Here is an 18,419-nt window from a genome sequence, read left to right on the forward strand (position 1 = left end):
TAAGGGCGTAACGGGAATATCTATGTCATCCAGACGTGACTGGCTACTACAGCAAATGGGCATTACGCAGTATAAGCTGCGGCGTCCGCGCGCGTTGCAGGGCGAGATCGCCATCACGCTGCCGCCGGACACCCGTCTGCTGATCGTGGCGGATATCCCGCCCGCCGCCGGGGACCCGCTGGTCAACGATGTGCTGCGCGCGATGGCGATAGCGCCGCAACAGACGCTGAGCATTACGCCGGAACAGCTCGCCATGCTGCCTGACGATCGGCCCTGCGCCAGCTGGCGGCTGGGCACCGACGCGCCGGTATCGCTGCCGGGTCCGCAACTCTCCACGCCGCCGCTTGAGGCGCTCTATTTTGACGCCGACGCGAAACGCGCGCTCTGGCGACAAATTTGTGAATATGATGCCGATTTCTTTACTCACTCCGAATGATCTTCCGCAGGCGCTCGCCATTGAGCGGCGCAGCCACGCTTTCCCCTGGACGGAGGCGACCTTCGCCAGCAATCAGGGCGAACGTTATCTCAACTACCGTCTGGACGTTGACGGCCAGATGGCCGGTTTCGCCATCACCCAGTGGGTGCTGGACGAAGCGACGCTGTTCAATATCGCCGTCGATCCGGCATATCAGCGCCGCGGCCTGGGCAAAAAGCTGCTTAATCATCTGATCGAACAGCTACAGCAGCGTGATATTTTCACGTTGTGGCTGGAAGTGCGCGCCTCTAATCAGGCGGCGATCGCGCTCTATGAGCAGACAGGTTTCAATGAAGTATCGGTGCGCCGTAACTATTATCCGGCACATCACGGCAGGGAAGATGCCCTGATTATGGCGCTTAGCTTGTAAACGCTGGCGCGCGGGGCGCCCTGAAGTGCCGTAACAGGAGAAAACTATGCTGGAAAACTGGGACTGGATCCTTTTTGACGCTGACGACACGCTGTTTCACTTCGATGCGTTTGCCGGCTTGCAGCGGCTGTTCAAAGAGTACAATGTCGATTTCACTACGGCGGACTATCACGAATATCAGGCGGTGAATAAACCGCTGTGGGTGGAGTATCAAAACGGCGCCATTACCGCGTTGCAGCTACAGCATCAGCGTTTTAGCGGCTGGGCGGAGAGGCTGAACGTGACGCCGGACGCGCTGAACAGCGGCTTTCTTTCCGCTATGGGCGAGGTGTGCGTGCCGCTGGAAGGCGCGGTCAATCTGATGAACGCCCTGAAAGGCAAAGTGAAGATGGGCATCATCACCAACGGCTTTACCGCACTGCAACAGGTGCGCCTGCAGCGCACCGGCTTCCGCGACTATTTCGATCTGCTGGTGATCTCAGAGCAGGTGGGCCACGCCAAACCGCATCCGGCGATTTTTAACTATGCGCTGGAAAAAATGGCGCATCCGCCGCGCGAGCGGGTGCTGATGGTCGGCGACAATCCTGATTCAGATATTCTGGGCGGGATTAACGCCGGGCTGAAAACCTGTTGGCTGAACGCGGACGGCAGAGAAAAACCTGAAGCGATCACCCCGGACTGGCAGGTCAGTTCACTGCATGAACTGCAATCCATTCTGTTTGCTTAAGTTTTAAAAACCACCCCTTTTTAGTTATATCCACTGCGATAGCGGCCATCAGGCCGCTTTTTTTATGGGTTATTCGCTGTAAAACAGCATCCTGCTTTGTTGGTTCGCTCTGGAACCGCTTTTCCAGAGAGTATTTCAACAAAATTAGATCCAGTTAAGAAAAAAATTTGCCCTTCAGAATGGCGGTTTTTTTTGTCGTTTTTAGCCGTGAGTCGCGCGGTAAGTACAATTTATCTGATATTTTGTAAGAATATTCCTATAGAAATTATTAAGAATAATCAGAATTTGTGATACTTTCATCAATTAAGCTTTACTAATGTAATTCTGTTTGCTACCGCCCCGTTGAATTATCGCAAAGACGATGTAAACTTGCGCGAAACAGGACAACCAGCACATAACAAAAACCGCCCCGGGATCTGCGATGCAATCTCGTGCGGTAGCAATGGTTGAACCCCCGCTTAAATTAATATTGAATTTTAATCATTTTTCTCTTTTTTCTGATGCAGGCCGCCGGTTGTGGGCAAAGCACTACACACAAAACGCCGTTACGCGCTTCCGGCGCGGCCAGTCAGAACACTTCACCAGAGAATACCAGGAATGCAATCAGGGATGATAAGCAATGGTTGAGGACGCTTCACTGTATCCTCGCCGTCAGGATGACGCGCGCTGCGTTTCCGGTCACCCGTCTTCTTTTATGTTGAGCAAATCGTGCATTTGCGACGCTATAACACAATCCAAACACGCAAATAATTTGTCAATCGCGCCGTTGGCCTGCAAAGGGCGAAACGGACTGCTGCTGTGCGTTTGCCTGGCACGGCCGGCTATTTCTACACCTTTTTTGACTCCATCGCAGGCGATAACTTGTGCGCCGCCCTGCGCGGCATAATCATTTTTGTTAATTAATTGGGATAAATACATGAGGATCGTGGTGAAAATTCGAATCGCATTAGGTCTGCTTTTTGTATTAAGCGTTGCGGGCTGTAAGTCGCCGCCGCCGGTCAATGACGACACCATCGTCTCCAGCACCGTCGATGGCGTCACGCTGACTTATCGCCATGCCATTACGCCGCCGCACACCTTCTCACCGGTGAACGAAGAGTACCGCGCGCTTTATAACGCTTCCGTGATGAGCCGTCCCGACTTCGGCGGCAAGGTGGTACGCCATCTGGAGAATGCCCAGCCTTATACCGTGTTGGGCCGCGTGGAGAACAACTGGCTCGCCATCGCTGAGAAAGATCAGGATCAGCTGATTGGCTACGTGCCGCTGCGCGCCGTGGTGAAAAGCGCGCTCTATGAAGAGACCATCAAGGCGGATCAGCGCCGTAAACGCGTTCGCGCCACGCAGCCGGCGAAAAAGAAAACCTGCGTCGCGGTGGATGGCGACAGCAAAGCGTGCCAGAACAGCAGCAGCGGCACATGGATTATCGATTAATAACGTGTCAGTAATGGGTAATCCATTATGAAACAACGAAACTTTTTGCGCCTGTGTCAGCAGGCGCTTTTCCTGACGGCGCTTACCTTGCTGGCAGGCTGTATATCATTTTCACGCAGCGATCCTTCCCATTACCGTCTGTTATTTCAGGCGCGGCCACCGGTTAATGATTCAGCGCCGCTAAAGCTGCGCGTGCTGCTGCTGAAATCGGACGCCGATTTCATGTCTGCGGATTTTTATTCGTTGCAGACGAGCGCGCAAACCGTGCTGGGCGGTAACCTGCTCAACAGCGAGCAGTGCTTCTTAATGCCGGGTCAACGCAATAAAACCCTTACCGTAGAACGCACGCCTGAAGCGCGCTATATCGGCGTGATGGCTGAGTATCAGTCACTCAACGGCAAAAAGTGGCGTCTTTCATTAGCGCTGCCCGCGCCGGGCGAGGCCGCTTCAGATGCCCACTGGCAGGAAGCGGATGACGCGTTGCAGGCCAGCATTATCGTCGATAACCGCGGCGTGCGCGTCGCAGGCAAGTCCGCGTCAACAGCGGAATAACGGAAAGCCATTATGAACAAAGCAGAAAAGGTGGTCTGGAGCGAAGGCATGTTCCTGCGCCCGCATCACTTCCAGCAGTCGGAAAGCTACCTGCAAAGCACGCTGCGCGACTGGGGCGCCGCTCAGCGTTCGTACCTGTGGGGCTTTACCAGCCTGGAGTTCGACGAGGCGATGCTGCGCCAGGGGAAAATCGCCCTGAGCGCCGCCAGCGGCCTGCTGCCGGACGGCACCCACTTCGCCTTTCAGGATCCTCGCCAGGCGCCCGCGCCGCTGGAGATCGCGGATAACCAGAGCAATGTCGACGTGGTGCTGGCCCTGCCGGCGCGGCGCAACGGCCGCGAAGAGGTGATTTTCAGCGAGTCGGCGGATTCGCTGGCGCGCTATCTTAGCTTCGAGCGCGAGGTAGACGACTTTAACGCCATCTCCGTCGGCCCGGCGGCGGTGCAGTTCGGCAAGCTGCGTTTGAAACTGATGCTGGAAAGCGAGCTGACCGCCGAATGGACCGCTATCGGCGTAACGCGCGTGATCGAAAAGCGCGGCGACAAACAGCTGCGCCTCGACGCGGGTTACATTCCGCCGATGCTGAACGCCATCAATCATCCGCTGCTGTTTGACTATCTGAACGATATTCATGGACTGCTGGCGCAGCGCAGCCAGCAGATCGGCCAGCGCCTGCGTCAGCCCGGCCGTTTCAATACCGCCGAAATGGTCGATTTCATGCTGCTGGCGCTGATCAATCATCATCTCGGTCTGGTCTCGCATCTGAAAAACCTGCCGCTGCTGCATCCCGAACAGCTGTTTAGTCACTGGCTGGCGTTTGCCGCCGAGCTGTCGACCTGGACGCCGCAGCGTTCGCCGGACGCCGCGCTGCCCGTTTATGACCATGACGATATCGCCCGCAGCTTCAGCAAACTGATGCTGCTGCTGCGCCAGGGGCTGTCGCTGGTGATGGAGGAGAGCGCGGTGCAGCTGCCGCTAACCGAGCGTTCTCACGGGCTGAACGTGGCGACGGTGCCGGACGCGTCGATGGTGCGCGAATTCGGATTCGTGCTTGCCGTGCGCGCCAACGTGCCGGGCGAAGCGTTACAGACGCACTTCCCGGCGCAGATGAAGGTGGCTCCGGTAACCAAAATCCGCGATCTGGTGCAGCTTCAGCTGCCGGGCTTGGTGCTGCGCGCAATGCCGACCGCGCCGCCGCAGATCCCGTGGCACGCCGGCTACAGCTATTTCGAGCTGGAGAAGGGCGGAGAGCTGTGGAAAGAGATGGAAAGGTCGGGCGCGTTTGCGCTGCATCTGGCGGGCGAATTTCCCGGCCTGGATATGGAGTTCTGGGCAATTCGCAGCCAGTCCGTCTGAAACGTTAGAATGAGCGCTCACCATGCAGGAACGACATTTTACCGGCAGCGATGCCGCCTTTTCCGGCGCCAGCAGCAATAACCCGCTGGTTGCCGCCGCTAATCCTTTGCTTAACGCGATCCCGCAGATCCGTCACTCCGTTACGCATGACGATCCGGCCGCGCTGCGTCAGCGCCTGATCGATCAGGTGCGCCACTTTGAGAAAAACAGCCAGCGCGCCGGTCTTCCTTACGAGGTGATCGTCGGCGCGCGCTACTGTCTTTGCACCGCGCTGGACGAGGCGGCGGCGCTGACGCCGTGGGGAAGCCGGGGCGTCTGGCCCGGCAATGGCCTGCTGGTGACGTTTCATAACGAAACCTGGGGCGGCGAGAAGTTTTTTCAGCTGCTGGCGAAGCTGTCGCAGAATCCGCGCGAACATATCTTGCTGCTGGAGCTGATCAACTACTGTCTGCTGCTGGGTTTCGAAGGGCGCTACCGCGTGCTGGATAATGGCCGCTCGCAGCTGGAAACCATCCGTCAGCGGCTGCTGCAAATGATCCGCGGCGTGCGCGGCGGCTACCCGCCGGCGCTGTCGCCTCATCCCGAAGATCAGCCGGTGATGCGTAAAATGTGGCGGCCGGTGGTGCCGCTTTGGGCCTGCGCCGCCCTTGTCGGCTTCCTCGCCTGCCTGCTCTATATCATTCTCAACTGGCGGCTGGGCGACGTGACCAGTCCGGTGCTGGCCTCCGTTTACCAGACGCCGCTGCCGGAAGTAACTATTCGCAACCCGGCGCCGCGCGCGCCTGCGGTGCTGAACCTGCGCGCTTCCCTGCGCCCTGAGATCGAACAGGGGCTGGTGGCGGTACGCGACGAGGCGGATCAGAGCGTGGTGACGCTGAAAGGGGATGGCCTGTTCGCCTCCGGCTCCACCGCGGTGCGCGGACGCTACGAGGCGGTGATCGACCGTATCGCGCAGGCGATGGATAACGTCAGCGGCAAAATCCTGGTGACCGGCTACAGCGATAACGTGCCGATCCGCAGCGCCCGCTTCGCCTCTAACTATGAGCTGTCGCTGGCGCGCGCGCAGTCGGTGCAGGAAATGCTGCAAAAACATCTGTCGCAACCCGGACGGACGAAGGCGGAAGGCCGTGGCGAAACCAACCCGCTGGTTCCCAACACCACGCCTGAGAACCGCGCCCGCAATCGTCGGGTGGAGATCACACTGTTAGTTTCGCCGGAAAATACGCGCGCGGAGCTAAACGGACTGCAGCAAGGGAACTGACAGATGCTGAACATACTGTTTTCCATTATAACCAGCCGGCTGATGTGGGGCTTCGTTGGCATCACCGCGCTCTCCTTTATCATCTGGGTTATCGGCCCGGTCTTTTCCATCGTCGATTCGCGTCCGCTGGAGTCGGAGCAGAATCGCCTGATCAGCATCGGACTGCTTTATCTGGTCTGGGGAATTAGCAATCTGGCGCCGCGCCTGTATAACGCCTGGATCAACCGCAAGCTGATGGGCAGCCTGAGCCACGGCGAGCCGGGCGTTGACAGCGATCGCAAGCGGCTGACTAATGAAGAACAGGTGCTGGCCGAACGCTTCGATGAAGCGTCGCGGCTGCTGAAAAAGGCGCACTTCAACCGCGCCGATCGCCGTAACCCTTTCTGGGCGCAGCGCTTCAGCCGCCAGTATCTCTATCAGCTGCCCTGGTATGTGATCATCGGCGCGCCGGGCGCGGGCAAAACCACTGCCCTGGTCAACTCTGGCCTGCAATTTCCGTTGGCGGACCGTTTCGGCAAAACCGCGCTGCGCGGCATCGGCGGCACCCGCAACTGCGACTGGTGGTTCACCAACGAAGCGGTGCTGCTGGATACGGCGGGGCGCTACACCACGCAGGAGAGCCAGCAGGCGCAGGACGCCAGCGAATGGCAGAAATTTGTCGATCTGCTGCGTAAATATCGCGGACGCCAGCCGATTAACGGCGTGATTGTGACCATCAGCGTCTCGGATCTGCTAACTCAATCGGCGGAAGCGGCGCAGCAGCAGGCGCTGAATCTGCGTCAGCGTCTGACGGAGCTGCATGAACAGCTGGGCATCCGTTTTCCGGTCTATGTGCTGGTGACCAAGGCGGACCTGTTGAAAGGCTTCCGCGCCTGGTTTTCGAAGCTGGATAAAGCGCAGCGCGAACAGATCTGGGGCTTCACCTTTCCGTGGGAGCGGGCGAAGCTGGCCGATTTCGATCTCGCCAGCGCGTTCAGTCAGGAATATGCGCTGCTGCAACAGCGTCTGGACGCGGGCCTGGCGGATACGCTGATTATGGAGAGCGACGCGCAGGCGCGTGCGGAAAGCTATCTGTTCCCGCAAGAGTTCGCCGCGCTGCGTCCGCTGCTGGCGGACTACCTCAACACCGTTTTCGCCCGTTCCAATTTTGAAACCCAGTTCTCTCCGCGCGGCATCTATTTCGCCAGCGGCACCCAGGAAGGCCTGCCTTTCGACCGCGTAATGGGTGAGCTGAGCCGCGCGCTGCATCTGCCGCAGGCGGGCGAGCAGGGCGGCGATAGCGGTGCCTGGGACAGCGTACGTAAAGAGGCGCCGATTCCGGCAAATAAAGGCCAGAGTTTCTTCCTGAAGGATCTGCTGACCAACGTTATTTTTCAGGAAGCGGGGCTGGCGGGCAGCAACCGCTGGTGGGAGTTGCGCAATCGCGCCGTTCTGTGGTCCGGCTATGCGGGCCTGCTGGCGCTGTTGATTGTCGTATCGGCGCTGTGGCTGACCAGCTACGGCAAGAATAAAAGCTATCTGCAGGAGGTGCAGGCGAAAGTGCCGGGCGTCGCCGAACAGAGCAAGAATTTGCAGTCCGGCGGCGAGAGCGATCTCTTTGCGCTACTGCCGTTCCTTAACAGCGTGCTTACCCTGCCGGAAAGCAACGATTTCGACCTGAACGATCCGCCGTTAACGCGCCGCATGGGGCTTTATCGCGGTGTTGAAGTCAGCGACGCGACGCAGACGCTTTACCAAAAATCGCTGAAGCAGCTGCTGCTGCCGCAGGTGGCCCAGCTGATTACCGGCTGGCTGCGCGGCGACAACGGCAGCGACGCCGATTACAGCTACGAGGCGCTGAAGGCGTACCAGATGCTCTATCAGCCGCAGCATTACGACGGGAAATTCCTGCATGCCTGGGTGATGCTGAACGTGCGGCGCAGCCTGCCGCAGAATGTCACCCAGGCGCAGTTAAGCCAGCTGGATCGTCATCTGGCGCAGCTGCTGGAGACGCAGATTCAGGCATCGCCTTACGCTCGCGACGACGTGTTGGTAAAGCGCGAGCAGGCGCTGATTAATCAGATGCCGCTGTCCGGCCGCGTGTATGGCCGCCTCAGACGCCTGCTGGAACAGGATGAAAATTTGCCGCCGGTTTCCCTTGCCGATTTGGGCGGTCCGCAGAGCGAGTTAGTGTTTACCCGTAAAAGCGGCAAGCCGTTAAGCGAAGGCATTCCCGGACTCTTTACCCCGGAAGGATACTGGAACCGCTTCGATAAAAATATCGATGCGGTGACTGCGGCGCTGCACAAGGATGACGTCTGGGTGCTGGGCGGCGCGACCGCCGATGAAGATAAGCAGCAGACCAACAACGCGGTGCGTCAGCGCTATATGGAAGACTTTATGCGCCGTTGGGATGAGCTGCTGAGCGATATCCAGCTCAACAACAGCGCCGATCTGTCGCAGCGCATTAACAGCGCGCGGCTGCTTTCCGGCAGCAATTCGCCGCTGCGCAAGCTGGTGGTGAATCTGAGCCATTATCTGATGCTGGAGCGGCTGCCGACGGAGAAAACGCAACAGCAGACGGGCGATCAGGGCAACAGCGCCACCCGCACGCTGGAAGCGCTGTTCCGTGCGCGTCAGCCCGCGCAAGCGGCGACGGCGGCGCAAACGCCGGAGCAGCGGGTCACTGAACATTATGCGCCGGTGATTGAGCTGGCTCAGCCGCTGGAGCAGGGCGGCAAAACCATCGTCTTCGATGATTTTCTCAAGCAGATCGATGAGCTTTATCGCTACCTGACGGCGGTGCAGGATGCCGCCAACAGCGGCATGCCGCCGCCGTCGGGCGAAACGATCGGCCGGCTGCAGGCCAGCGCCGGACGGTTGCCGGGATCGCTGCAAAATATGTTTACCCACCTGGCGGTCGGCGCCAGCAGCGACGCTCAGCGCCGCGATATGGAGAACGTTCGCAAGCGCATCAACGTCGAGGTCGGCAGCTTCTGCCGCCAGGCGATCGCCGGACGCTATCCGCTGTCGCGCAATGGCCGCAGCGAAGTCACCCCGGACGATCTGGCGCGCATGTTCGCGCCCGGCACCGGCCTGATGGACAGCTTCTTCCGCGATAATCTGGCGACCAAAGTGGACACCACTCACGCAAGCTGGCGCTTTATGCCGGGCATTGACGGCAAAAGCCTGCCGGGGGGCGAGGCGCTGCTGCGTCCTTTTCAGCAGGCTCAGAGCATCCGCGATGCCTTTTTCGCTAACGGCGCGACCATGCCGTCGTTCCGCGTCACTATCCGCACGGTGCGTATGGACAACGATATTCTCAACCTGACGCTGGATGTGGATGGTCAGCTGCTGCGCTACAGCCATGGCCCGCAGGCGGTGCAGCTGATGAGCTGGCCCGGCAGCGGCGGCACCCGCCAGGTGCGCATGCAGCTGGGCATGGCGGACGGCACCACCTCGACCCTGGTGACAAACGGCGCTTGGGCGCTGAACCGCTTTTTCGACCGCGCGGCGCTGTCGGCGGGCGGCAACAGCCTGAGCCGGCAGGCGACATTTAACGTTGATGGCCATCGCGTCACGCTGGAGTTTACGCCGAACAGCATCCGTAACCCGTTCCAGCTTCCTGGCTTTGCATGCCCATAACTGCAAGGAAAAGATTATGAGCCACTCCCCTGCGATCGGCTGGTATGGGAAATTGCCCAGCGCCGGCGACTTTCTCCAGCGTCGTTTTCCTGATGCCGTTGCCCGACAATGGACCCACTGGTTTCAGGTCGGGCTGCTGAACTGGCAGAAAAATGAAGAACAGCGTCCGGGCGAGACGCAGCGCTTTGCCAAAGCGCCGGTATGGAATTTCGTGGTGCCGCCGATGCTGGGCAGCCAGCTGGTGCAGATGGGCTGCCTGCTGCCCGCGCGTGACAGCGTGGGGCGTCAGTATCCGGTCTGCGCCCTGTTCAGCTTCACGCCGACGGAGTGGTCAAACGCCCGCCTCGTGCTGGCTGGCGAATGGTATCAGCGGCTGGGGCGTACGCTACTGCATGCAGTGAACAACGGCTACTCCGCCGATAAGTTGGATGATGCGTTGCTGGCAATCCCGTCGCCGCCGCTGCCCGATGCATCGCAGCGCTCCGATATTCTCGACGTTATCGGCTATGGCGAAAACGCCACCAACCTCAGCTGGAAGCAGGTGGCCGAGTGCTTCGATCCGCAGCGCTACACCAGCTTCTGGTGGACCAATCAGTGCGACGGCTATCCGCTTTACACCCATCTGCATAGCGGCAACTTTACCGGCCAGCTGTTTTCGCTGCTGTTCGACCCGGCAGGCGGCGCGCGACCGGGACGACACGGGCTTTATCCGCCCATGTTTGACTGATTTTTTATTGCGAGGATTGCGATGAACATCGATGCGCTATTGGCCCCGATTAGCAGTGAACAACCGTGCGGGGAGAATCTGGAGTATGACGCCGATTATATGGCGATGATGCAGGCGTGCGAAGGTAAGCCTGAACAGCAGTTCGGCGACACCATTATCCCTGCTGAGCCCGCCGACTGGAACAAAGTCGAAAAGTTGGCGACCGGACTGCTGAACCGCACTAAAGATCTGCGCGTAATGTTAGCGCTTACTCACGCCTGGACGCAGATGAAAGGATTGCCGGGCTACGCCAGCGGTCTGAAGCTGATTGAGCAGGCGCTGCTGCTCTACTGGGAACCGCTCTGGCCGCTGCTGGAAGAATATGGCGAACGCGATCCCTTCTATCGTATCAACGCGCTGGCGGCGCTGGGCGATAAGTCAGCGCTCACCTCCGCAGTGCGTCAGGCGCCGCTTCTGCGCAGCGCCGCAGATCAGATCTCCCTGCGTGACGCCTGCGCGCTGCTGGACGGCAGCAAAACCGAAGTCGTGGACTACCCCGGTGGCCGTCCTCGTCTGAATGATGAGCTGGCACGCGGCGAACAGCCCGCCACTGAAGCGCTTTTTCAAATAAGTGAGCGTTTACAAACTATCCGTGAAACCCTGGTAGAGCATCTGGGTGAAAGCGGCGCGCCGGAAATGGCGCAGCTGCAAAAAATGGTGAGCCTGGTGACGCAGGCGTGTCAGGCCACTGACCTGACGACGCTAATGCTGGGCGGCGACGCCGCTTCGCAGACGGAACAGAGCATCGTTGAAAGCCGTCCGGCCGCCGCGCCGCCGCGTATGCAGGCCGACTGGCGCAGCAGCGACATTACCTCGCGCGCCGACGTGCAGCTGGCGCTGGAGAAGGTGAAGCAATACTTCGCCCGTTATGAACCCAGTCATCCGGCGCCGTTAATGATCGATCGCGTGCAACGGGTGATTGAACTCGATTTTATGGAGATTATCCGCGACCTCGCGCCGGACGGCGTGCATCAGCTGGAAAATATTTTTGGCCGCCGCGACTAAGCCGCAGCCCTCTATCCTGTAGCCTGGCCTGACGCGTCGGCTGCTGACTTTTACCGCGCATATCTGATGGAGAACATCATGGCAACGACAAAATCCAGTGGGCAGAAGTTTATTGCCCGTAACCGCGCGCCACGCGTACAGATTGAATACGATGTGGAGATCTACGGCGCTGAGCGCAAAATCCAACTGCCGTTCGTCATGGGCGTCATGGCCGATCTGGTCGGTAAACCGGTGGAACCGCTGCCGGGCGTCGATGAGCGTAAATTTATGGAGATCGACATCGACAACTTCGATCAGCGCATGAAAGCGCTGAAGCCGCGCGTCGCTTTCCAGGCGGAAAATACCCTGACCGACGAAGGCCGGCTGAACATCGATCTGACCTTTGAAAGCATGGAGGATTTCTCGCCCGACGCGGTGGCGCGCAAAGTTGAACCGCTGAATAAGCTGCTGGAAGCGCGCACGCAGCTCTCCAACCTGCTGACCTATATGGATGGTAAAAACGGCGCAGAAGAGTTGATTGCAAAAATTCTGCAAGATCCGACGCTGCTGAAGTCGCTAGGCCATCTGGCGAAACCGGAAGAAAACGTCAAAGGTGATGAGGAATAACGATGAGCAATAATCCATCACAGCAACAACAGCCGCAGCAGGAACAGCAGTCCTGGAATCAGAATGAATTCAGCGCCCTGCTGAACAAAGAGTTCCGTCCGAAAAGCGATCAGGCGCGCGCCGCGGTGGAAAGCGCGGTGAAAACCCTGGCGCAGCAGGCGCTGGAAAACAGCATTACCGTCTCCAGCGACGCTTACCGCACTATCCAGGCGCTGATTGCTGAAATCGACGAAAAGCTGTCACGTCAGGTTAACCAGATCATTCACCATGAAGATTTTCAGAAGCTGGAGGGCGCCTGGCGCGGCCTGAGCTATCTGGTCAACAACACCGAAACCGACGAGATGCTGAAAATCCGCTTTATGAGCATCTCCAAGCAGGAGCTGGGCCGCACGCTGAAGCGCTACAAAGGCGTGGGCTGGGACCAGAGCCCTATCTTCAAGAAGATCTATGAAGAAGAGTATGGTCAGTTCGGCGGCGAGCCGTTTGGCTGCCTGGTGGGTGATTACTATTTCGATCACAGCCCGCAGGATGTTGAGCTGCTGGGCGAAATGGCGCGCATCGGCGCGGCGGCGCACTGTCCGTTTATCACCGGCACCGCGCCAAGCGTAATGCAGATGGAAACCTGGCAAGAGCTGGCGAACCCGCGCGATCTGACCAAGATTTTCCAGAATACCGAATATGCCGCCTGGCGCAGTCTGCGCGAGTCGGAAGATGCGCGCTATCTGGGCCTGGTAATGCCGCGCTTCCTGTCGCGCCTGCCGTATGGCATCCGCACCAATCCGGTAGACAGCTTCGATTTTGAAGAAGAGACCGAAGGCGCCAACCACAGTAACTATACCTGGACCAATGCGGCCTACGCGATGGCGGCCAACATCAACCGCTCGTTTAAAGAGTTTGGCTGGTGCACCTCGATTCGCGGCGTGGAATCGGGCGGCGCGGTGGAAAACCTGCCTTGCCACACTTTCCCCAGCGACGACGGCGGCGTAGATATGAAATGCCCGACCGAAATCGCCATCAGCGATCGCCGTGAGGCCGAGCTGGCGAAAAACGGTTTTATGCCGCTGGTGCATCGCAAGAACTCCGATTTCGCCGCCTTTATCGGCGCGCAGTCGCTGCAAAAACCGGCGGAGTATCACGATGCCGACGCCACCGCCAACGCGCGTCTGGCGGCGCGCCTGCCGTATCTGTTCGCCTGCTGCCGCTTCGCGCACTACCTGAAGTGCATCGTGCGCGACAAGATCGGTTCTTTCCGCGAGCGCGAAGAGATGGAGCGCTGGCTGAACGATTGGGTAATGAACTACGTGGATGGCGATCCGGCCAACTCCTCGCAGGAAACCAAATCCCGCAAACCGCTGGCGTCAGCGGAAGTGATGGTGGAAGAGATTGAAGATAATCCGGGCTACTACGCCGCGAAATTCTTCCTGCGTCCGCATTACCAGCTGGAAGGACTGACTGTATCGCTGCGTCTGGTTTCCAAACTCCCTTCGCTGAAAACCAACGATGCGTAAGTGATGGCGCCGGGCGTTATGCCCGGCGCATACCCGGCCTGCCCGTAAAAAAGGGTTACCTGGTCAGCCTGATAAAAGGAGGCTATGGCTAATCTTAATACCTGACTGGTAGGTTCCCTGGGTAAAGGTAAAAAGCATATTGGGCAAAAGAGAAAATGGGGAAAATGCTTTGAAGCTGATCAAAACCATACTGCTGCAACTCATTGCGCATTTTTTGAGTCTTATCTCATTCGGCATATTCTTTTTAAATTCTTTTTATTACGCTTTTTTTTCATGGCTGGAAAGGGACTGATAAAGACAACTTGATTAATGCTGTTATAGCAGGATTAATTACTGTTATAAGTTTGATTCTCTACGCTGTAGCAGAAAAAATAAAAAGAAAACATTAATGCAGATTATTTATGATTCCTTTTTGTTTTTTAAATAAATATAGCTTAGCTGTGACTCCTTTCTTTCTAACATATTTTTGAGATAAAAGCATGACGACTAAATCAGGTCCTCAGGTTCAACCCGGTTATTGTATCGTGCAACAACCTGGAACATTAGCATCGCAAGCGCAAATGATTTTTCAGGACAGAAACAGAGATGCTATTAATTTTTTCATGCAAATAAATAACGATACGCCATGGGTTAAACCAGGCCAGATCCTTATTGTTGCCGATCCAAATAATAGTAATCAAGCATATCAACTTTATGAATTAAAAAAAGCCAAAGAGAAAGTGAGCCATGCGTTAGCGACGACAGACGTTCCCGTATCCACTTTCCTGAATGCTAATTATGGTACTATTGCTGCGCTTACTAATATTATGGATAAAACCGTAGGGGCAGTAAGCGACGCTGGGGAAAAATATTTCTCTCGAATTACTGATATCTTAAAAAATATTGAACGTACTTATCAAAATCAATACAGAACCCAGGGTAGTTTAATTAGCCAGCAATTCTTTAGTGAAAGAGCTCGTCTTTTTTCTGAGTTAGATTCTCATCTCAATAGTTTAGTGAGACGTGGATTAAAATTTCGACCATACGAAGATCTTAAACGTGCATTAAATTTATCTAGCCGCTCTATTGTTCACGATTGGCAAAGCGCTGGGATTGGAGCAATAAGAGGATACTCATCTTATATTGATCGCGCTGCCAGTGCTGCCAAATACATGAAAACTGGCGGATGGATAGCGATTGGGTTTGCAGGTTTAAATACAACAAATGATGTTCATCAGGCTTGTACTACTGGTAGAGAGAATCAATGTAGAAAAGTTGCAGTTAAAGAATATAGCAAATTTGCATCCAGTACGGCGGCTAGTATTTATGGCGGTTCCTTAGGCGCGGCTGGTACAGCAGGAATTTGTATTGCTTTAGGCGTACCTACAGGTGGCTTGGGAACACTTGCATGCGGTATAGTTGGTGGCGTAGCCGTAGGCACCATAGCGGGCACAGCTGCTAAGAAAGGAACAGATTACTTAATGGACTTAATTCTATGAGTGCGGAACATATGCTTTTCCTGGTGGTTCTATTCTTCATTATGCTTTTTATTATAGCTACAGGATATGCCTATTATTCATACAAAAAGCATATTCAGGATTACACGATTTTTTTGCAAGAATATCGCCGAAACGGCTTGTATGTTGACAGTATCAGTAATGTCAGTGAGAACTTTGGTTTTGCATTCTATTATTTAAAAATCATGTTTTTCATTCGCCTTCTCAAAAATAAAAAAATGTATGTGGAAAAAGGGAAGCCGGTTGAAAGAAGATGTTATGATTATATGAAGAGCTTGCCTGAAGAGCAGATAGCATGGATGCGGAGCTGGAGAGTTAACTTCTTTGTGCAAGCTGTTCTTTTTGTTACGTCTGTCGCGCTCGTCTACATACATAGTGTTATTTATAATTATTAAATAACAACAGATTATTATTTTAGAGAGGCAGGGCGACAACGCGCCAACTATCTAAAACGAAATACGTAATTCTTATGAAGAATATTTTCTTAAGTATGACACTGACAAAGTTATTAGCCTCTTTCAACGTATTTAGTAGCGATGATTGTAGTTCAGCAAATGATGATGCTGATGTGAATTCATGTTCGTTACAGCAGAAAAAGAATGCGGAAGTTGAACTAAATAAAGAGTACTCAGAAGCGAAGAAAAGACTGGCTGTCTCATTTGATGCTGATAAAAAATTATTGAATGAGTATTTAACTCTCCTTCTTGAATCGCAAAGGGGTTGGTTAAAGTATCGTGATGCTCAATGTAAAATTGAATCCTTTATGGCAGATGAAAGCACGCCTGTTTATGAGTCTATAAATGATAGCTGCATTGCCAGGCTGGATAAAGGCAGAACAGCTCAGTTAAAAAATATGCCTTATGAGTAATAAATCCCGATAGTTTTAATAAATAACCAGTCAGTACTATTTTATAAACTAACTTTCAAACTTTTAAATATTAAGAAGTAAATAAGAGAAATTTTGAATACTATCCTGCGATATTATTCAGAAAAGAGGCAAAGGTAAAATATGGACTGTTTTATTCAGCCCCATGCTTTCCTGTTTGCCATATCACTGCTTTATCGAAAGCATTATTTAACCAATAAAGAGTAGATAACTATGGCTATTGATATGTTCCTGAAGGTTGACGGTGTTACCGGCGAGTCTCAGGACTCCAACCACAAAGGCTGGACTGACATCACTTCTTTCTCCTGGGGCGCATCCCAGCCGGGCAACATGTCCGTTGGCGGCGGCGGCGGCGCGGGTAAAGTAAACTTTAACGACCTGCATGTTGATGCGCTGGTCGACAAGTCTACTACTGCCATTCTGAAGCACTGCGCCAGCGGTAAGCACCTGAATAAAGTCGAGCTTTCCGTATGCAAAGCAGGCGGCCAGCAGGTTGAATATACCAAAATCACTCTGGAAGATGTGCTGGTAACGTCTGTGCAATATACCGGTACAGATAATGGAGATACTGTCGGCGTGAGCTATGCATTCCAGGCGTCTCGTGTGAAACAGCAGTATTGGGAGCAGACCGCTTCCGGCGGTAAGGGTGCTGAAAGCAGCGCTGGCTGGAACATCAAAGAAAATAAAGAAATGTAATTTTCAGGCACCTTCTCCCAGGGGAAGGTGCCGAAAAGATTAAAATAAGATAAAAATATGGTGTAAAAGAGTAGTTTTTTATCCGTTTTACCATAAATAGTTGATAAGGTTTTATACGTTATTATTGAATTAATATAAGATCATTTCCAGCTTAACTATTTTTAATTTTATCTTCTTACCAAGGTTTTATTGTTTATTTTTTGTAGGTAACTATCTATGGATGAATGCTATTTACCTCAGGTAAGCGAGAAAATATGGATTTTAAAATAATTCTGCTGGGTGTGTTTTTTTATGCAAATTATGCGAGTGCAAAGACTGATTATTCTCCAGAGCAATATATTAAAAACTACGCATTAAGCACCTGTATATCTCAAGGATACAATACCAGAGAAGTAAAGAACGATGCAGCGGCCGCAGCGCGCGGATATCTGGAGTTTGGTGATTACTCTTTAGCGGCGCACACGGCAGTAAGAAAGTTAGGCGAAGAATACCTCGCAAAGCATTACGGCAGTCAATCTGGCGAACCAATGGTGCTGGCTAAGTGCGTTGATTTCTACCATAGCCCAGAACTGGATAAATTGATTAAGCATTTCAAAGGAAAACAGGATAATTAACGCCATGTTATTTCCAGACTAAATAATCGCCGGCTCATTTTAGTATGTTTGCTTTTAAAATAATATAGAAAGTTAATAGTATATAGAAAGCGTTTTTTATAGATATCCTAAATATTTTGTGCCTTTAGAAAAGATGTTATATATGAAAAATACATGCATTCGTCGCACATATCCTTTTATATTAATGTTATGTCATGCCACTGCGCTGGCGAATAACGTAACTGAGGTTATCCCTACAGGCGTTTGGCAAGTTAAACATGTTTATATAGATACGTCAGTAATGTCTTCCTCTCATACGTTACCAAACGATCCTTCTTTGGTAGGGCGAACGCTAAAATTCTCGCAAGAGAATATTAATGGATCAATGTTAGCAGGAAAGGGTTGCATGCATCCTTCTGTGCAGCCGCAGCAACGCACTTATTTAGATAAACTGCTGTCATCAACCTTTGGCACAACGAAAGAAGGCTCAATTGCCGCCAATTATTTACTGCCGCAAAAAGCAGAGGCTCAGGTAAGTCCGTTGGTTATTGACTGTACTGAAGGTTTATTCGGGCCTTCCGGTGAATCTATTGACAGTTGGTTGGTATGGCTCTCTGAGCAGTCAATAATGATTAACTGGGATAACAATACTTTGTTAACATTAGATAAAGTGCAAGCTGATGCACTGCCTTCACCTTCTTTTAACTGCCAACGCGTGACTGCTGTTACGGAAAGAAAAATTTGTACCTCATTTGAATTGGCGGCATGGGATCATAGCGTTAACGATGCGTATAAAATGGTTGAGGCTGAGCTCAAAAGACTTGGCAAGCCTGAGGAATTAGATGAGTTAAAAAAATCGCAAAGGAAATGGATAGCTGACAGAAATGCATGTAATGAAGATGAAGTTTGTCTGGCTAAAAAAATGGAAGAACGCGTGTTTGATTTAACGGCAAGCATTGAGTAATCAGATAAAATAAAAAGTAATTCAATTTCGCAAATTAAAAATCTTTTCCACGCTTTCTATCGGAATTAAAGATTTTTTAAATGTTATTTTTACATATTAATT

The 18,419-nt window shown here is 53.7% G+C and carries 19 protein-coding genes; 18 read left to right on the forward strand and 1 reads right to left on the reverse strand.

Annotation, left to right across the window (positions count from 1 at the left end; genetic code table 11):
• Positions 1-22: 22 nt before the first annotated feature.
• Genes C2E16_RS03555 through yjjG form a run of 3 tightly spaced genes read left to right on the forward strand, consistent with a single transcriptional unit; the run spans position 23 to position 1,572 of the window.
• The gene (locus C2E16_RS03555) at positions 23-436 is read left to right on the forward strand and encodes a DNA polymerase III subunit psi (protein ID WP_038628527.1); all 414 of its coding nucleotides are present in this window, start codon (positions 23-25) and stop codon (positions 434-436) included.
• Entirely contained in the window at positions 405-845 is a 441-nt protein-coding gene (gene rimI, locus C2E16_RS03560) for a ribosomal protein S18-alanine N-acetyltransferase (protein ID WP_038628525.1), read from the forward strand. Before C2E16_RS03555 ends, rimI begins: the two co-directional genes overlap by 32 nt.
• A 46-nt stretch (positions 846-891) precedes the next feature.
• Entirely contained in the window at positions 892-1,572 is a 681-nt protein-coding gene (gene yjjG / locus C2E16_RS03565) for a pyrimidine 5'-nucleotidase (RefSeq protein WP_038628523.1), read from the forward strand.
• 678 nt (positions 1,573-2,250) lie between these two features.
• Here the strand turns inward: yjjG and C2E16_RS03570 are convergent.
• Positions 2,251-2,490, reverse strand: coding sequence for a hypothetical protein (locus C2E16_RS03570; protein ID WP_084970668.1), 240 nt, complete (start codon positions 2,488-2,490; stop codon positions 2,251-2,253).
• A gap of 10 nt (positions 2,491-2,500) precedes the next feature.
• On the opposite strand from C2E16_RS03570, the gene C2E16_RS03575 reads away from it, so the two are divergent.
• From C2E16_RS03575 to C2E16_RS03645, 15 genes are all read left to right on the forward strand, one after another.
• Complete coding sequence (locus C2E16_RS03575; RefSeq protein WP_038628520.1) at positions 2,501-3,004, forward strand: hypothetical protein; 504 nt, start codon at positions 2,501-2,503, stop codon at positions 3,002-3,004.
• 27 nt (positions 3,005-3,031) lie between these two features.
• Positions 3,032-3,556, forward strand: a complete 525-nt coding sequence (gene tssJ, locus C2E16_RS03580; protein ID WP_084970667.1) for a type VI secretion system lipoprotein TssJ — start codon at positions 3,032-3,034, stop codon at positions 3,554-3,556.
• Positions 3,557-3,568: 12 nt separating this feature from the next.
• A complete protein-coding gene (gene tssK / locus C2E16_RS03585) occupies positions 3,569-4,912 on the forward strand; it encodes a type VI secretion system baseplate subunit TssK (protein WP_084970666.1) in 1,344 nt (447 codons plus the stop codon).
• A 22-nt stretch (positions 4,913-4,934) separates the two neighbouring features.
• Positions 4,935-6,173 carry a DotU family type VI secretion system protein gene (locus C2E16_RS03590; protein WP_084970665.1) on the forward strand — a complete coding sequence of 413 codons (1,239 nt, stop codon included), beginning with the start codon at positions 4,935-4,937 and terminating at the stop codon, positions 6,171-6,173.
• Between the two features lie 3 nt (positions 6,174-6,176).
• Positions 6,177-9,797, forward strand: a complete 3,621-nt coding sequence (tssM, locus tag C2E16_RS03595; RefSeq protein WP_038628512.1) for a type VI secretion system membrane subunit TssM — start codon at positions 6,177-6,179, stop codon at positions 9,795-9,797.
• 16 nt (positions 9,798-9,813) lie between these two features.
• Positions 9,814-10,524 (forward strand): type VI secretion system-associated protein TagF, encoded by a 711-nt coding sequence (gene tagF, locus C2E16_RS03600; protein ID WP_038628509.1) that lies wholly within the window; start codon positions 9,814-9,816, stop codon positions 10,522-10,524.
• A gap of 21 nt (positions 10,525-10,545) precedes the next feature.
• On the forward strand, positions 10,546-11,568 hold the full coding sequence (gene tssA, locus C2E16_RS03605) for a type VI secretion system protein TssA (RefSeq protein WP_038628507.1): 1,023 nt from the start codon (positions 10,546-10,548) through the stop codon (positions 11,566-11,568).
• A gap of 78 nt (positions 11,569-11,646) precedes the next feature.
• On the forward strand, positions 11,647-12,174 hold the full coding sequence (gene tssB, locus C2E16_RS03610; protein WP_084970664.1) for a type VI secretion system contractile sheath small subunit: 528 nt from the start codon (positions 11,647-11,649) through the stop codon (positions 12,172-12,174).
• Between the two features lie 2 nt (positions 12,175-12,176).
• Complete coding sequence (gene tssC, locus C2E16_RS03615; protein WP_084970663.1) at positions 12,177-13,682, forward strand: type VI secretion system contractile sheath large subunit; 1,506 nt, start codon at positions 12,177-12,179, stop codon at positions 13,680-13,682.
• Between the two features lie 479 nt (positions 13,683-14,161).
• Positions 14,162-15,160: a hypothetical protein gene (locus C2E16_RS03620; RefSeq protein ID WP_084970662.1), complete on the forward strand. Its 999-nt coding sequence runs from the start codon at positions 14,162-14,164 to the stop codon at positions 15,158-15,160.
• The gene (locus C2E16_RS03625; RefSeq protein WP_084970661.1) at positions 15,157-15,573 is read left to right on the forward strand and encodes a hypothetical protein; all 417 of its coding nucleotides are present in this window, start codon (positions 15,157-15,159) and stop codon (positions 15,571-15,573) included. Before C2E16_RS03620 ends, C2E16_RS03625 begins: the two co-directional genes overlap by 4 nt.
• 74 nt (positions 15,574-15,647) lie before the next feature.
• On the forward strand, positions 15,648-16,046 hold the full coding sequence (locus C2E16_RS03630) for a lysozyme inhibitor LprI family protein (RefSeq protein WP_084970660.1): 399 nt from the start codon (positions 15,648-15,650) through the stop codon (positions 16,044-16,046).
• 231 nt (positions 16,047-16,277) lie between these two features.
• Positions 16,278-16,760: an Hcp family type VI secretion system effector gene (locus C2E16_RS03635; protein ID WP_084970659.1), complete on the forward strand. Its 483-nt coding sequence runs from the start codon at positions 16,278-16,280 to the stop codon at positions 16,758-16,760.
• Positions 16,761-17,014: 254 nt separating this feature from the next.
• Positions 17,015-17,374 (forward strand): T6SS amidase immunity protein Tai4 family protein, encoded by a 360-nt coding sequence (locus C2E16_RS03640; RefSeq protein WP_084970658.1) that lies wholly within the window; start codon positions 17,015-17,017, stop codon positions 17,372-17,374.
• A gap of 118 nt (positions 17,375-17,492) precedes the next feature.
• Positions 17,493-18,317, forward strand: a complete 825-nt coding sequence (locus C2E16_RS03645; RefSeq protein ID WP_081981838.1) for a lysozyme inhibitor LprI family protein — start codon at positions 17,493-17,495, stop codon at positions 18,315-18,317.
• Positions 18,318-18,419 lie beyond the last annotated feature (102 nt).

Origin of the sequence: Mixta calida, assembly GCF_002953215.1 — a bacterium.
GTDB classification, from domain to species: Bacteria; Pseudomonadota; Gammaproteobacteria; order Enterobacterales; family Enterobacteriaceae; genus Mixta; species Mixta calida.